Genomic DNA, 16111 nt, shown 5'->3' with positions numbered 1-16111 from the left:
CACCGGCTGCCGCCGCACCGTCCCGGATCTGCACCCCATGCTCGACCACCTCGACTCCGAACTCGACCTCCTCGAAACCGCCGTCGGACTCTGACCCCCACGCCCCACCCGCACAGAACCCCCCACCTCGGAACGAAGACAGGAACCGCCACGATGAACACCCCGACCACACCAGCCACCACAACACACACCGGCGTCCGCGGCACCACACACCACACGGCGATCAGTACCGAGGAAATCAAGGCCCGGATCGAGGCCATGTTCGCCGACGACCACCCCGACCAACACCACCAGGCGCGCTGACACCCGCCCCCGACACACCCGCGGGCCGTACCCGACACCAGTTCTCGCGACTACACGAGTGTGGGCGTCGCGAGCGGCGTGACCGAGATCGTCGAGACATCGATCAGCGAGGGCCCTTCGCGTTCCCTTGGTTCGGTCCGTCCGATGATCAGATCCAGTCGATGTGCACCGAATCGATGTGGTCGAAGTGGAACCCGAACTGGTCGCTGTACCTGTCGAAACCCTTGTTCTCCGGGTAGTCGAGGGTGGCGTGCCGCTCGAGCAACGCCACGACCCGGGCGTGATCATCATTCGCCAACGCGGCGGCCAGTTCACGGGACTCGTCACTGCTGAACGGGGTGTCCGAGTTCGCGAAATCCAATGTGCGGACCCGGTAGTCGTAGCCCTCGTCCGCCCCGTTACGCACCATCACCCCACCCCGGACCCGGATCACCGCCCGTTTCGGGGTTCCGTCCGGCCGCAACACCCCCGCCCGTTTCATGATGTCTTGTGCCTTCACGGTTTTCAGTTTCTTGCTCGCGTCGGCCCGCAACTCGTTCGTCTCCCCCGACCGGTACCGGGAGACCGCGGAGCGGGACCGCCCGATCATCGCGGCCACCGCATCGACGCCACCGAGGCGTTCGATCGCCGCCCGCCGCTGGGCACGCTCGAGCACATCCGCGTGCGGGATCCGCCCCTGCTGCGCCCACCGGCGCAATGTGCGCGCCGATGGGGGTGTGCGGCCGGCATCGATCGCCGCCTGCCGCAAACCCTCGTTGCCGAGCTCCTTCCGCAGCTGTGTGACCGAGACCTTGCTGGTCAGCCCCGCCAAACCCCCGCTCTTGACCTGCTTGGATTTTTCGACCCCGCTGGTCGCGGCGTTCGCGACCGACACCTTGAGGCCGTCCAGACCGACCGCCTGCTGCGCCGGTTTCGTGGTGCGGGGTTTGGGAAGATGCAGGGCCATCAGAGCACCCCGTCCCCCTCGTCGAAGGCGAACTCCTCGTCGGCGAAGACCGCCCGGATCGCCAGATTCACCTCGTGCACATCCTGAGCCGACGCCAACGCGGCCAGGAGTGGGCCGGTGAGGGGGGTGTCCTTCTCCACCGACATCTTCCCCAACGCCGCACTCGCATCGGCGATGTCCTCCCCCTCGGCGAGGAGATACACCCAGGAGTCGGTGACCGTCCGGACCGGCCACCGATTGTGCTCGCGGCCGATCCGCATCGCCACCCGCCGGCCCCGCCACCGGCAGTGCGCAATGATCGCCGCCCGCCACACAGGTTGGTGATGATGGGCCATCCGGGTCGCGGTCCACATGTCCGGGTTCACCATCCGCCCGATATACCCCTTGTAGCAGGACCCGACGAACCGTTTCGCCGCCGCATCCTCGGTGTCCACCGCTGCTGTGCGCGCCTCGCGGAGGATTTTCGCCCACTTGTCCAGCACCCGGCCCTGCTGCGGGTACACCCAGGCCTCGGTGACATCCAGATCATCGATGTCGGCTCCGATCCCCCCATCCGCCACCGGTGCGCACAACCCGTCCAGGCTGACCGTAGTGACCCAGGTCTGCACCGGCTGATCGGCGAGCATGTGCGGGTGCGGGGGCGGCAGCCTCTCCGGCAGCGACAACGTCTGCCCGGGAGGGAGGGTGATCCGCCACAGCCCGAACGGGGCCCCCTTCTCCCCCACCGCCGCAGCGGCCGCCGCCCCGCCGGTCACATGGGTGGGCTGCCCGTACCCGAATTCCAGCATCCCCGCCGACGCCAGGTACGCGGCCCGTTGGTCGATGGACACCAACCGGTGGACGTTGTCGAGTTCATCGGCCTCCGGGACGCGTGTCCACCCCACCGCGGGTTCGAGGTCCCCGCGCGGGGCCCCGTCCAGCGGCGGCACCGGCCCCGCCGTCGCCACCACCAGGCCCTTGCCCGACCGGGTGCGTTCCCGCTTGATCTTGTCGACGATCGCCGCACCGGTCCGCGCCGGGGTCGGCCCCGGAAGCACGCCGAGGTGTTTCGCGGACCAGGCCAACCGGCGACCCAACTCCCGCGCCGCCGGTAGATCGTCGTCGGGGAGATACGTACCGGCCGTCGGGGAGCCGAGGATCCCCATCTCCCCGACCCGGTTGTTCCAGCCGAAGTCCTTGTTCCAGTACGTCCACACGTACGGCTCGATCACCACATCGACCATCGAGGTGAACTTGCCGATCGACCGGGACAGGTGCACCACATGCCCCGGATCTCCCCGCAACTCCCAGCCCGCGGTCAGCATCGGCGTCAACGTCGCCTGCAGCACCGCGGTCAGGTCGGCGGCGGCGCGGGTGCGCAGTGCCTCCATGTCGTCGAAGTCGTCCTCGGACCCCGGGTCGATCACCCACCCCAACGATTCACACGCGCCCTGGCCCACGATCCACACCTGCGGCGGCGAACCCAACGGTGTCAGGGCGGCCCAGCGCACCAGTTTGTCCAGCTTCTCCACCGAATCGACCGGACCGGTCAACTCCCGGCCCGACGGCGTACACGTTCCCGCGGCGGTCACGATCAACGCATGCTCATCCGCCTCCACACCCACCGGCAACGACTCCCACACCGGCCGACTCGGCGGTGTCGTCGCCGGCTCGGTTGCCGGTTCGGGCTCCTGCGCCGTCGGTGGTTCCGGGGCAACGGCAGGTATCGACGGCTCCGGGGCAGCAATAGGTGTCGGCGACCCTTCCTCGGCGATGTCCTCCGCGTCGATCTCGTCGGCATCGTCGGCGGCAGGATCCGGGGTAGAGGGCTCGTGCACGTCGAACAGGGCAATCTGCTCCCACGGACGACTCATCGCTCTACCGCTCCCCGATCCGGCCATCAGGATCCGCCGGTGGTACGTCGTAGCGGTCCAGCAACTCCTGCAGCGCCACGTCCACGACGCTGGTGACCGTGAACTGTCGGTTCTTCACCAGCCACTTCAGCCGGGCCTCCGTCGACGCCAGCACCCAGGTGTTCAGCTGCACCTTCACCGGACCCCTGCGGGACTCGAGCTTCGACGACAACGCGTCGGCGGGCGCCGCGGCGACGGGACCTCCCGAGGTTCGGGTATCGTTGTGCGGCTTCGACGTTCGGCGTCCCCCGTTCGGCCCCGCAGGGTTGCTTCCGCGTTTTCCGGCCTGCGCCATACCTACTCCTGTTGCCAGCTCCCCTGCGGCCGCCGTCCGTGCTGCCAGGCGCCGCTGCAGCCCATGCTAGTCGATACGCGCAACATCACACGCTGTGTTACGCGCGATGTTGCACGTATCTGTGCGGTCCGGGTCGCGGGGTGCGCGCCGAACTGGACGAACCCCGGCCGGCACGGGGCGCCGGTGCACCCATCCGGGCTGCGGCATGGCTGCGCCGCGGCTCGCCTGTCATCCTCGGGGGATGGCGCGAACATGGTTGTCGGTGACGGTGGAGCTGCTCGGCGGGCGCGGGGAGGAATTGTGGCCGTGGCCGGGCCGCGTCTTCGCGGTCGGTCCGTCGCATACCTTCATGGACCTCGCGAATGCGATCAACGACGCGTTCGCCCGGTGGGACAGGTCGCACCTGTCGATGTTCACCCTCGCCGATTCCCGTGTGGTCACCGACACCGAGACCGGGGCCGAGATGGTGGAGTCGCTCGGTGGGCCCATCACCGAGACGGTGGACATCGAGTCGGCCAGGGTCGCGCGGCTTCTGCGGCCCGGAGCGGAGTTTCAGTTCACGTTCGATTTGGGCGATGACTGGATCCACCGCTGTGTGATCGGCGACGAGAAGGTCGACCCCATCCAGGTTTTGGGCATCGCCCCCGCCAAACCCCTGCCGTACTGGGGATGGGGCGTCATTCCGGACCAGTACGGGCGCCGGTGGGCCGACGACGACGGGCAGAGCCGGGCTCCGCGCAGACCCAGCGGGCCGCATCCGATGCTGCTGCACGCGTGGCCCGCACAGGACCAGGTGCCCACCCTCGAGGTGGCCGAGCTGCGCGCAGCCATCGCGGCAGCAGATGCGGACCGCTTCCTCGCCGCGGTCCGCGGCCGTGACGTCGACGACGTGCTGCACCAGGTGGGGGCGGGTCTGCCGATGGCACTGCACCAGCGTCGGAAGCAGGCGGAGGCGGTGACGGTGTCGATCATCAACCGGCTGACGTGGCGCGCCGGTGCGGGTGACGAGGTGCTGGCGCAGGACCTGCTCGCGTGTTTGCGCGGCGAGCCGTTGACGGGGCGGGTGGTGCCGGTCGAACTGGAGATGCTCGGTACCGAACGGGAGGGGGATCTCACCATGTCGGCCGGTGGCTACCTCGACCTGCACACCGGGGACGTGTTGGACGAGGGGATCACCGATCCGGCGATGGTCGGACAGGACGCCGCCGTCGACGTGGACACCGAGCCCGACCGTTGGCTCCGGTTCGACCGCACCGGCTCGCTGGACGGCTGGCGGGACATGGCGGCCTTCGCGCAGCGGCAGCATGATTCGTCACTGCGGGAGCGGCTGGAGCGGGCGATCGAGGGCAAGGGTGCGTTTCACCGGTTCCGGGAACTCGTCCACCAGGAGAGCCTCGCCGACCAGTGGTACGCCTTCTCCACCGACCGCCAGCTGGGTCGTGCCCGCGAGTTCCTCGCCGACCAGGGCATCCGCGTGGGCTGACCATCAGCCCACGCCGTGTCCGCCCCGGGTGTCCCCGACCCCGTCCGCTCACGCGGTAGCGTCCCGATCGTCGGTCGCGGGACGGCACCCGGGGCGGTCAGCCTCGCTCCGACAGCCGCGGCGACGAGCCGCTGAAGAAGTGCCAGGGAATGGAGACAGGATTGCGGTGGGCACGTGCTGAGGCACGGTGCCACGTCCGCGCGGGTTGCCGCACTGCACAATGCCACCGGCACAGACCTTGACGGCTCGATCGGCGGGGATTCCGGAGGTGACCTCGCCGGGCCGCGGGACCGCGGCCGCCGGCGGTCGGCGTGCAGGCGAGATGTCCGGGCATTGATGTGCCCCGACGTCGGGGGGGGTGACGCCGGTGCGGGGTTCCGAGAATCGAATTGGGGGGAGGATTCCCGGAACCGCGCAAACAGTACACACCACGACCGACAGGAGAGCGTGCGGCGACGGTTCCGCGGTCAGGTCGACATCGGGCGGGGTCCACCCTTATTCGCGCATCCCGTCGGCGAGCTCGAGGACGCGTCCCAGATACCGCGTCATGAAGGCATCGAGCGCCCGCCGCGACAACTCGGGGGTAGCCGGCCTTGCGGAAATAGTGCTCGAGATCGACGAGCTTCGTGCCGATACACACGCGCACTGTCCATCGGTTTCACCTCGGCACTGAGTTGGCGCGGGGCGGATGCTTCCCGATGCGCTTGGCCTCCACCCGCCCCGCTAGGGAGAGCGTAACACGCAATTCGAACGTGTGTTCGAGCAACTGGCAGTCCTCGGTTGCAGCCCGGTTCGGGGGGAAGCTTCCCACAGACGCATATCGTCCTTGTAGAACCACGGGCCCACGCCCAGCTTCTCGTGCCAGTGCCGCATTGCGGTCTGGAGGTCCTTGACCACATAGGCGACCTGGGTGGGCTCTCCAAGAAAGCTCATGGGGATGTTCCTTGTCTGTGATGCGAACCCCCGAAGGTGGGGATGCGGTGGTCATGTCCTGGTGTTCCCTCGCCGTTGCATGATCTCGGCGGCGGCTTCCGGACGGTGGTGGGAGGAGGGAGAGTCGGTCAGCCCGGCGGCATCTTGAGGACGAGCTTGCCGACCGCCTGATTGGACCGCATACGCTCGGCGGCGGCGAGGGCGTCGTCGAATGCGTAGACGCGATCGATGACTGGAAGGATCCGCCTATCTGCCACGGCCGGGAGGACGGCGGGGCGCAGCGCAGCGTAGACCTGCGCTCGCTGTTCTGCCGTCCTGACGCTGAACGTTGTGCCCTGGAGCCGGACACGGCGGAAGGACAGGTCGTCGAGACTGATGGTGCTCGTGCGGCCCGCGAGGCGGCCGATGTTGACGATCGTCCCCCCGATCCTCGTCGCCCGGATCGATTGGGCGAGCGGTTCGCCGGCGAGATGGTCGAGCACGATATCGACGCCGCGTCCCTCGGTGGCATCGAGCACGCGGGCGACGAAATCGCCGTCGCCCAGCACGACGACGACGTCGGCGCCGGCGGACTCGAGCGCCGCCGCCTTGTCGCGCGAGGTCGTCGTCGCAACCACGACGGGCGAGCCGAGCGCTTTGGCCATCTGTATCCCGACCAGCCCGATCGACGAGGTTCCGCCCAGGACAAGGACGCCGTCCCCGGCCGTGAAGCCGGCCTGCGTGACGAGCGCGTCATGCTCGGTGCCGAGTGCGACGGGCAGAGCTGCCGCCTCGATCCAGCTCAGGGCCGGCGGGACGGGGATACCGTTCGCGGCCTCCAGGAGGGCGTACTCGGCGAAGGTTTCCGACGCGGCGCCCATGACCCGGTCGCCGATGGTGATGCCCTCCACCTCGGCCCCGACGGCGTCCACGACTCCTGCGCACTCTCGGCCCGCGACGAATTCACGCGAGGTGAGGACGGCACTGTTGTAGGTGCCCTCGAGCATGTACATATCGGCCCGGTTGAGCGCCGCGGCGCGCACCCGCACGCGAAGTTGAGTGGGCCCGGGGACCGGGACGGGGATCTCGTCCCTGACCCAGTCAGGACCACGGCCGACCATCAGCGCCGCCATTGTTCCGGTCGCGCCGCTCATCGGGTCACCGCCGTGACGCCCTGAGCGGAGCCCCGCACGCCGACCTCCTCGGATTCGGCGGCACGGAAGGTACCGGCTCCGGTGAACCGTGTCATCAAGAGGACGCCGACGAGGCTGACCACAGCAATCGATTCCTGAAAGCCGATGATCGACCACGCGCTCCCCGTTGTTGCAATGAGGAAGCCACCGATGAGCGGGGTCATGGACGTGAAAATGGCCGAGTTGAGCTGAAAGCTCAGGGAGATCCCCGTGTAGCGGACGTGGGTCGGGAAGGCTTCCGCGAGGTAGCCCGCGATCAGCGCATACTGCGCCCCGATCGGGGCGATCGTCACCACCAGGCCCACGATGACGAGCAGCGTGCTGCCGGTGGTGACGAAGACCCACGCGACCGGCAGGAGCGCCATGCTGAGGATGATCGAGCAGACCAGGACACGCACGGGCTCGATCCTGGTCACGATGGCGGCGGCGATGGGTTGGAACACGAACTGGGCGGCCGACATCACGGTGAGGGCGAGCAGGAAGGACTGCCGGTCCATTCCGACGATCGACGTGGCGTAGTCGAGGCCCAGGACCTTGAAGAACGTGCCGTAGGACCCGGACAAGGCGGCCGCGAATGCGCCGAGCATGACGATGCCGAAGGACTTGCGGATCACCTCGACGAAGGGAACCGCGGCCTTCTTCTTGTTGGCGAGGGCAACGAGGAACTCCTGCGGCTCCTCGATCTTGAGTCGGACAACGAGACCGATAACAACGAGGACGGCCGAGAAGAGGAACGGTAGACGCCAACCCCACGACAGGAACTGGTCATCGGGCAGCCCACTGACCACAAGGAATACGCCCGCGGCCATGAGGTTTCCGGCGGGTGCACCCTGCTGCGCCCACGCGCCGGCCGCCACCTTGTGCTTCTTCTGGGCGTGTTCGGACGCAATGAGGACAGCCCCGCCCCACTCGCCGCCCACCGCAACACCCTGGATGAGCCGGAAGACCACCAGGAGCACCGGCGCCGCGATGCCGATCTGCTCGTACGTCGGCAGCAGGCCGATCACCACGGTCGCGAACCCCATCAGCAGGAGCGTGATGATGAGCGTGGACTTGCGGCCCACCCGGTCACCGAGATGGCCGAAGACGATGCCGCCGAGCGGGCGTGCGAGGTATCCGGCGCCGAAGGTCGCGAACGCGGCAAGTGTGCCCACCGTCGGATCTGCCTGGGGGAAGTAGAGTTTGCCGAGGACGAGTGCGCTTGCGGTGCCGAAGACAAAGAAGTCGTACCATTCGACGGACGTGCCCAGGAACGCGGCGAAGCCGGCCCGGCGGGCCTGGCGGGATCGGTCCGCCTCGGTTGTTGTAGACAATGGAATCCTCAATTCATCCTGCGCTGTGGCGCATTCAGCGCTGAAGCGCTGAGCGGGTGTGATGGGGGACGGGGACGTCGCCTGTGAGGCTCTGCAGGACCATGTGATTCAGGTCTCCCGAGAGCAGGCTTCATGGTGGCACGGTCGATCAATGCTCGTCCAATACCCATCAAGAATTGAATCAATGCTCCTGCGGCATATTTTCGCGGGAGTCTGAACCCTGTCGGCAGATCTCACCGGTCGAGTGTCCGGTGATGATCACCCGCGAAACGAGTCACGGACCGTCGAGCATCTGCTCGTGACACTGACTGGTATCCAACATTTTTCGACAGAACCTGATCTGTATGTCACGAACGTTTCCGTCGCGGTCTCACCCACGCCACCGGGCGGGTGCGAACCGCTGAAACGTGTGCCCGGATCGGACAAGCAGGCGCTGCGCGCGCCGAGGCGGCGCTGATCCGCTCGTGCAGGGAGCAGAACCCGAGCAGATGCGGCGGCGTCAGCGGTGTCAGCGGCATATGCCGCCCAGGCATACTTTCCAATGCATAGTAGGCATTGGTTAAGCCGATTTCTATGGTTTAGGCTCATACCATCATCGTGATTGACGCCACTTCCGCGGCTGTTTGAGAGGGAACATGAACACCGAACTCGAGGGAAAACGCGCTTTGGTGGTCGGTGGCGGACAGACGCCCGGACAGACCATCGGCAACGGACGGGCCACAGCGCTTCTGTTCGCCCAGGAAGGCGCCGAAGTCGTGGTGGCCGATCGAGAACTCGACCGCGCCGAGGACACTGCCAATGAGATCGTCAAAGCCGGCGGCAAGGCATGGGCCGTCGCGGCCGACATCGCCGACGAGGCGGCCGTCGAAAAGATGGTGAAATTTGCCCGAGACACCCTCGGCGGGATCGACATCCTTCACAACAACGTCGGGATCGGTGTAGCGGCCGGCGATGCCGTGGTCACCGAGATCGACCTGAACACGTTCGAGAAGATGACACGGGTCAACCTGACCGGCATGGTCGCCACCTGCAAGCACGTGATCCCGCATATGCGCGAGGCGGGATCGGGATCCATCGTCTGCATCGGCTCCCTGGCCACGGTGACCGGCTATCCCAACATCGCGTACAAGACATCGAAGGCCGGTGTCGTTGCACTGGTCGAGAACATTGCCTTGCGCTACGGTCCCGACGGAATCCGTTGTAATGCAATTCTTCCTGGATACATGGACACGCCGATGGCGATCGAGGCACACGTGAACGCAGGGCGGGCGCGGGACGAGGTATACGCACAGCGCGAGTCCCGCGTTCCCCTGCGCGGCAAGCAGGGAACCGCCTGGGACACCGCGCGCGCCGCCGTATTCCTCGCCTCCGAAAACGCCCACTTCATCACCGGCGTCTGCTTGAAAGTAGACGGCGGACAATCACTCCTCGTCGGATAGGCAGCCACACCCGGCAGGCAGCACACTCCTGCGGACCGGCCGCAACCTCAACGGCCGCAAACATTTTCCACAATGAAGTGGAACAGGACGCGCGCTCCGTCGCATACGAATGATCCACAATGCCCCGCATGCCTTACGAGCACATTGGCGCATTGTCCACAACCACCATCAATTGAGTCATCCCCTATGAATAAGGAGAAAGCAATGACCAACGCGACCGCAGCAGAACTCGAACCGATCGAGGTCTCTCACGAGGTCATGAGCCGACGCGTGGCTCGCTTCGCGGACCTGTCCTACAATCCGGATCGATACTCCGACAGCCGCCGCGAAGGAGCACAGCGCAAGGTGTTCAACGTCGTCGGCGCAGGTCTGGAGATGACGGCGGGCGGAGAATCGCTTCCCGCGATCGAGGTCGCGGAGGGATTCAACATCACGTACGTGCTCGCGACGCCCGGGAACGGGCCCTCGCTGCACATTCACGACGCAAACGAAACATTCATCGCCGTCAACGGCCACTGGCGGGTGATCTACGGGACCGCCGAGGACGGGGTCCTGGAGTTGGGCCCGTTCGACTGCGTGTCGGTACCCGCGCTGGTCCCGCGCCGCTTCGTCAACATCACCGAGGGATCACCGGACGAGGAGAACCTGCTGGTGGCGATCCTGGCCGGAGATACCCCCCGGGCGAAATTCGTCGACGCGACTCTCGAAAAGTAAACCTTGGCGGACCGATCGCACCAGGCAGCGGCCTGAACGCGTGACTGTCCGACCTGAAACACCCTCACCCTTCCCCTCACGCAAGGAGATGACGTCAATGGATGCCGTCACCCACCATTCGTCGTCTGAAACACCAGACTCGTCGTCTGAGGCACCAGGCGAAACCCATCGGGACCAACCCGGTAGCACCGTCAGTCGCCGCGGGATGCTGCTTCGCTCGGTAGCCGGAGTCGCGCTCGAGTACTACGATTTCACGGTCTTCGCGACCTTTGCTCCATTCTTCGCGAGCCAGTTCTTCGTGAAGGAGGACAACACCGCGGCCATATTGTCGGTGCTGGCGGTCTTCGCCGCCGGTTTCCTCGCGCGGCCGCTCGGCGCGGTGGTGCTCGGGTGGGTCGCCGACAGTGTGGGCCGCAAGAGGGCGATGATCACCGCGATGCTGTTGACCGCGGGGGCTAGTTTGGTCATCGGCGTGCTGCCGTCGTTCGAAGCGATCGGGCCGGCGGCCGCGGTGCTCCTCACGATCGCGCGGATCGTCCAGGGGTTCGGTCACGGCGGCGAGAGCACCTCGGCCTATGTGTTCGTCTCGGAACTGGCGCCGCCCTCACGCCGGGGCCGGTATTCGAGCCTGTATCCGATTGCGCTGATGTTGGGCATCATCTCCGCCACACTTCTGGGTGCGATTCTCACCTCAGTGCTCTCGCACGACGCGGTGAGCGAGTGGGGATGGCGGATCCCGTTCCTGCTCGGCGGGGTCTTGGGTATCTTCGCTCTGGTGTTGCGTCGGAGTCTGCGTGACTCGGATGCGTTCGAGCAGGCGCAGAGCTCCCACCCGAAGATCAGTGCACGCGAGCGGTGGGGTGTGGTCTGGCAGCACCGCACCGGTGTGCTGCGCGTTCTCGGGCTGACGGCGGGCATGACGGTCGCCTACTATTTCTGGGCTGTCAACGCAACCACGTACGCGATCTCGGCCAAGGGTGCCGATCCGTCGCATACGTTCTGGGCGAGTCTGGCGGCGCAGGCCGCGTACCTGTGTGTTCTGCCGCTGTGGGGACGATTCTCCGACCGGTTCGGGCGGCGGCCGAATTACATGATCGCCAGCGGAATGCTCGCGGTGCTGGCTTTCCCGCTATCACTGCTGCTCGACTCCAACGCACTGCAGACCGGTATCGCGATCGGTATCGCCCTCTGTTTCCTGGCCTCGGCCACATCCGTGGAGCCGGCCTTCTTCAGCGAACTGTTCCCCACTCATGTCCGCGCAACGGCCATCGCTCTTCCGCTCGCGATCGGTATCGCCCTGTTCGGGGGAACGGCCCCGTACTTGAGTACGTGGCTCTCGAGCATCGGTAAGGGCTGGCTCTTCACCGTCTACGCCATCGTGCTGGCCCTGATCACCTTCACCGTCGCACTGAAGAGTCCCGAAGTCGCCGGCAAAAATTTCGAATCCGACTCGACCTCCTAGACCACGGCACAACCTTCCACTCACACTGGTACGAAAGAAGCGAAATCTCATGACGGCGAACACCACCCAGCGCGACCTCCCCCGCACCGCGGCAGGCAACGCACCGGGCCACCACACCCTTGCCGGTAAGAAGATCCTGGTCATCGGCGGCGGCCAGCGGGTCGTGGACAGCGCGACGGACCCGACCGGAAACGGACGCGCCATGTCCGTTCTCGCCGCCCGCGAAGGCGCCGACGTCCTCGTCGCCGATCGCGACCTGCGCAGCGCCCAGGATACGGTCGAGATCATCGAACATGCCGATGGCGCCGCGCACGCTGTGCGCGCCGACGTCTCCGACCCCGGGTATGCGGACAATCTGGTCCACGGCGCGATCGAGACCTTGGGCGGCCTGGACGGGATGGTCTACAACGTCGGCATCGGCATCGAGGCGCTCGATCTGGCCGGGGTGGAGGTCGACGACTGGGACCGCACCTTCGCGGTGAACGTCCGCGGCGCCGCGTTGGCGATCAAGGCCGCGGTACCGCTGATGAACCCCGGCGGGTCCATCGTGCTGATCTCCTCCACCGCAGCTCTTCGGTCCGGGGGGCGGCTGGTGGCGTACCAGGCCTCCAAAGCCGCCCTGACCGGATTGATGCGGCACAGCGCCTCCGAGGCCAGTGCCCGCGGAATCCGCGTCAACATCGTCTGCCCGGGGATGGTCGACACCCCCAACGGGCGGGCGACCACCGCGGCCAACCCGAACCGGCTGGACCGGGTGGCGACAATTCCGTTGGGCCGGATGGCCACCGCGTGGGACATCGCCTACGCCGTGTCCTTCTTCCTCTCCGATCAGAGCTCGTTCGTCACCTCGCAGGTGCTGGCGGTCGACGGCGGCACCACAGGCACCTAAACCCCCCGCACAGCCCCGTCCAGCACAAGACAAGCCAAACCATTCAGAAGGTGAAGACAATGACCGTACCCGTGGAGATGTACGCCCTGACCTGCGGCGAAATCACCATCAGCTACCCCTCACTCCGATCCACCGAAACCGGGATGCTTCGTGTGCCGGTCACCAGCTACCTGATCGTGCACCCCCACGGTCAGGTGCTCTTCGACAGCGGGATGAGCCCGCAGATCTACGACAACTACGACGACTACGTTCCCGAGTACGCGAAGAAGGACCGGCAATTCCACTTCGGACCCGGCGAAGACGTCGCAGCCCGCCTGCAGAAGGCCGGCTTCGATCCCACCGCGGTCGATCTCGTGGTGAACTCGCACCTGCACCACGATCACTGCGGAGGCAACAGCCTGCTGCCGAACGCGGACATCCTCGTCCAGGGGCGCGAACTCGACCACGCCCGCAAGCAGCCCGACGACACGATGGCGTACCGCAAGGCCGACTTCGAGACCGGGCAACACCTGCGCACCCTCGACGGCGAACACGACATCTTCGGTGACGGCGCCCTGGTGTGTGTCCCCACCAACGGACACACCCCCGGGCATCAGTCACTGCGGGTCAGCACCGAGGCCGGGACCTGGTTCCTGTGCGGTGACGCGTGCTATTTGACCGCCTCACTCGACGACCTGGTGCTGCCCCTGAACGTCACCGATTCCGCGTCCACCCTCACGGTCCTCGAGAATCTGCAGGCGATGCGCAACAACGGTGTCCACGTCCTCGTCGGACACGACCCCGAGTTCTGGAAAACGGTCCCGCAAGCCCCGGACCGGATTGCCTAGGAACACAACGTGACACGACAGGCATCTCTGAGCTCTGCCACCCGATCGGACATCGTCCTCGGATCGGCGGAGCGACCGGTCCCGGCGAGTTTGTGGACACCGGCTGACCGAACCGCCCGGGCCCTCGTCCTCGTCGGCCACGGCGGCTACGGCCACCGCAACGACAACCGGATGACCGCGATCGCCGACACCCTCGTCACCCGGCATCAGTCCGCCGTGCTGCTCATCGACGGCCCCGTCCACGGCGGACGCCGCACCGACGGCGGGCAGGACGCCGACACCGTCAAACGGGAGTGGCGGACCTACTGGCACCACGACCCGCAGATCGACGCCATGGTGGACGACTGGGACACAGCCCTGCAGTGGGCGAGAGATAGCGTCGGCGAACTGCCCACCGGCTACTACGGGCTCTCGATGGGCACCCTCTACGGACTGCCGCTGCTCGCCCGCGTACCGACCATCGACGCCGCCGTGCTCGGAATGTGGGGAACCGACAACCTCACCGGGCCCCGCCTGCTGGTGGACGCGGCGCAGGTCTCGGTTCCCGTGGAGTTCTACCTTCGACTCGACGATCATCTCTTCGCACGCGATGGACAACTCGAGCTGTTCGCGGAGCTGGCATCCGAGACGACACTGCTGATCGGTGAGAACGGGCGGCACGAGCCACCCGGCGGGCAGACCACGACACGGCTGCTCGACGCACTGATGAACGAGCTGGCCTCGGCGAAGATCAGATCATGATCGATCTTCGAGTCCTCGGGTACATCCTCACCGTCGCCGACTGCGGCTCGGTCGCCGGCGCTGCGAACCTGCTCAATGTCGGGCAACCGTCGATCTCACGTCAGATCGTTCAAGTGGAGCGCACTCTCGGCTTCGAACTCTTCGAACGCGTCCCGCGGGGAATGGTGCTGACCCCCGCCGGCCGCACCTACATCGAGCGAGCACGCGACCTGGTCACACGAGCCGGCGAGTTGGATTCCATCGCCCGCGACATCGCCGCGGGAGCACCGACCAAACTGTCCATCGCCGCCCCCACCGTCACCATCACCGACATCCTCGCCCCCTACATCGCCCACGGCGAAGCAATCCCCGGCCTCGAACTCACACTGATCCCCGCACCCGGAGCCAGCTCGTACCAACTCCTCGGCGCCGATGCCGACATCGCCATCGCCAGCGCACCACCGACAGCGGACCTCGAATGGCGAGTCATCGGCCAAGTCCCCCTCTGCGCCCAGATGCCCGACACCCACCGATTGGCCTCGAAGGACATGCTCCTGGTCGAGGACCTCTCCCACGAGAAGCTGATCCTCCGCGAGGCCGGACACCAGATACGGCTCGTCACCGACCGTGCCTTCGCCGGCGACGAACAAGAGTACTTCGACTTCGCCGAGTGCGCCGTACCCCGACACGCACAAGCCCTCGCCGCATCCGGAGCCGGAATCGCCATCCTCACCGACATCACCGTATTCGGCCTCCGCACCATCCCCATCCACACCCACACCGGACCGGTAGAAGTCGCCATCCACGCCGCATGGAGGCCGAACCACTTCGCACACAAAACCATCACCACCGTCGTGGAGGGAATCGCCGAACACTACGCCAAAGGACTGACCGCATAATGATTTCCGGACGCTGGCCCCGACGAGCCCACGACACACACTTCTGACACACCAGCCGCACGGTCCGCCTCCGCCCGGAGCGAGGCGGACACCGTGGATTCACAACACCGGGGTCTGTCGCTGATTCGGTGTAAGTGGTCTTGATCGCCCCCGGCGTGGGGGCAGGAGGAATCACTGCGATGACCGACACACTGAGGGGTGTGGAGAACACCCAGGTGACGGGGCCGGCCGTGTCCGGCAACAACGATGTGGTTGCCGCTGAGGCGGTGCGTGAGCTGTCTGCCGGCGAGCAGCGGCTGGTGGCCGATTTGGTGCGTCAGGCGCGCGCTGAGGGCGTGGAACTGACCGGCCGGGATGGGCTGCTGAAGGCGTTGACGAAGTCGGTGCTCGAGGCGGCGCTCGATGAGGAGATGACCGAACATCTCGGGTACGACAAGCACGCCGCGGCGGGTCGTGGCAGCGGGAACTCGCGCAACGGATCGCGCACCAAGCGGGTGCTGACCGATGCATGTGGTGAGGTCACCATTGAGGTGCCGCGTGACCGCAACGGTTCGTTCACTCCGCAGATCGTGCCCAAACGGCAGCGACGGTTGTTCGGAGTGGACGAGGTCGTGCTGTCTCTGTACGCGAAAGGACTTACCACACCGCCGGCTACGACACGACACGTGCCGCGCTCGACGACGTCGGCACCTGGAACGGATCGGTGCTCGTCAACGTCGGCACCGGCATCCCCGACGAGGTCGACGAGATGGAGCAGTGGGCCAAGGCACGCGGTGTCGCATACCTCGACGGCTCGATCCTGTGCTACCCCCAGCACGTCGGCA

Annotated in this window: 15 protein-coding genes; 10 read left to right on the top strand and 5 right to left on the bottom strand. The window is 66.5% G+C overall.

Annotated features, from left to right (window positions below; translation table 11 throughout):
* The first annotated feature begins 153 nt into the window (after positions 1-153).
* Positions 154-303, top strand: coding sequence for a hypothetical protein (locus P3H15_RS50470; protein ID WP_276144226.1), 150 nt, complete (start codon positions 154-156; stop codon positions 301-303).
* A 148-nt stretch (positions 304-451) separates the two neighbouring features.
* Here the strand turns inward: P3H15_RS50470 and P3H15_RS50465 are convergent, their stop codons facing one another.
* From P3H15_RS50465 to P3H15_RS50455, 3 genes are read right to left on the bottom strand one after another with little or no spacing between them, the layout of a single operon-like run.
* On the bottom strand, positions 452-1249 hold the full coding sequence (locus tag P3H15_RS50465) for a hypothetical protein (RefSeq protein WP_276144225.1): 798 nt from the start codon (positions 1247-1249) through the stop codon (positions 452-454).
* Positions 1249-3102, bottom strand: a complete 1854-nt coding sequence (locus P3H15_RS50460; protein WP_276144224.1) for a hypothetical protein — start codon at positions 3100-3102, stop codon at positions 1249-1251. Before P3H15_RS50460 ends, P3H15_RS50465 begins: the two co-directional genes overlap by 1 nt.
* 4 nt (positions 3103-3106) lie before the next feature.
* Complete coding sequence (locus P3H15_RS50455) at positions 3107-3436, bottom strand: hypothetical protein (protein ID WP_276144223.1); 330 nt, start codon at positions 3434-3436, stop codon at positions 3107-3109.
* 241 nt (positions 3437-3677) lie between these two features.
* Between P3H15_RS50455 and P3H15_RS50450 the strand changes: the two genes are divergently transcribed.
* Positions 3678-4919, top strand: a complete 1242-nt coding sequence (locus tag P3H15_RS50450; RefSeq protein WP_276144222.1) for a UPF0158 family protein — start codon at positions 3678-3680, stop codon at positions 4917-4919.
* Between the two features lie 1061 nt (positions 4920-5980).
* Here the strand turns inward: P3H15_RS50450 and P3H15_RS50445 are convergent.
* A complete protein-coding gene (locus tag P3H15_RS50445) occupies positions 5981-6985 on the bottom strand; it encodes a zinc-binding dehydrogenase (RefSeq protein WP_276144221.1) in 1005 nt (334 codons plus the stop codon).
* The gene (locus P3H15_RS50440) at positions 6982-8337 is read right to left on the bottom strand and encodes an MFS transporter (RefSeq protein ID WP_276144220.1); all 1356 of its coding nucleotides are present in this window, start codon (positions 8335-8337) and stop codon (positions 6982-6984) included. The genes P3H15_RS50445 and P3H15_RS50440 overlap by 4 nt, the downstream gene beginning before the upstream one ends.
* A gap of 635 nt (positions 8338-8972) precedes the next feature.
* On the opposite strand from P3H15_RS50440, the gene P3H15_RS50435 reads away from it, so the two are divergent.
* The 8 genes from P3H15_RS50435 to P3H15_RS50400 all read left to right on the top strand — a co-directional run.
* Positions 8973-9776, top strand: coding sequence for an SDR family NAD(P)-dependent oxidoreductase (locus tag P3H15_RS50435; RefSeq protein WP_276144219.1), 804 nt, complete (start codon positions 8973-8975; stop codon positions 9774-9776).
* 204 nt (positions 9777-9980) lie between these two features.
* Positions 9981-10490: a hypothetical protein gene (locus P3H15_RS50430; protein WP_276144218.1), complete on the top strand. Its 510-nt coding sequence runs from the start codon at positions 9981-9983 to the stop codon at positions 10488-10490.
* A gap of 205 nt (positions 10491-10695) precedes the next feature.
* Positions 10696-11952, top strand: coding sequence for an MFS transporter (locus P3H15_RS50425; protein WP_276144217.1), 1257 nt, complete (start codon positions 10696-10698; stop codon positions 11950-11952).
* A 49-nt stretch (positions 11953-12001) separates the two neighbouring features.
* Entirely contained in the window at positions 12002-12841 is an 840-nt protein-coding gene (locus P3H15_RS50420) for an SDR family NAD(P)-dependent oxidoreductase (protein ID WP_276144216.1), read from the top strand.
* A 59-nt stretch (positions 12842-12900) separates the two neighbouring features.
* The gene (locus P3H15_RS50415) at positions 12901-13668 is read left to right on the top strand and encodes an N-acyl homoserine lactonase family protein (RefSeq protein WP_276144215.1); all 768 of its coding nucleotides are present in this window, start codon (positions 12901-12903) and stop codon (positions 13666-13668) included.
* A 9-nt stretch (positions 13669-13677) separates the two neighbouring features.
* On the top strand, positions 13678-14409 hold the full coding sequence (locus P3H15_RS50410; RefSeq protein WP_276144214.1) for an alpha/beta hydrolase: 732 nt from the start codon (positions 13678-13680) through the stop codon (positions 14407-14409).
* A complete protein-coding gene (locus P3H15_RS50405; RefSeq protein ID WP_276144213.1) occupies positions 14406-15287 on the top strand; it encodes a LysR family transcriptional regulator in 882 nt (293 codons plus the stop codon). Before P3H15_RS50410 ends, P3H15_RS50405 begins: the two co-directional genes overlap by 4 nt.
* 179 nt (positions 15288-15466) lie before the next feature.
* Positions 15467-16111 (top strand): transposase (locus tag P3H15_RS50400; RefSeq protein ID WP_276144212.1); only part of this gene is annotated, 645 nt, incomplete at its 3' end.

Origin of the sequence: Rhodococcus sp. T2V (assembly GCF_029269925.1) — a bacterium.
GTDB classification, from domain to species: Bacteria; Actinomycetota; Actinomycetes; order Mycobacteriales; family Mycobacteriaceae; genus Rhodococcus_F; species Rhodococcus_F koreensis.
Note: the sequence above shows the minus strand (reverse complement) of the source record. Positions and strands in the feature narration are given on the sequence as shown.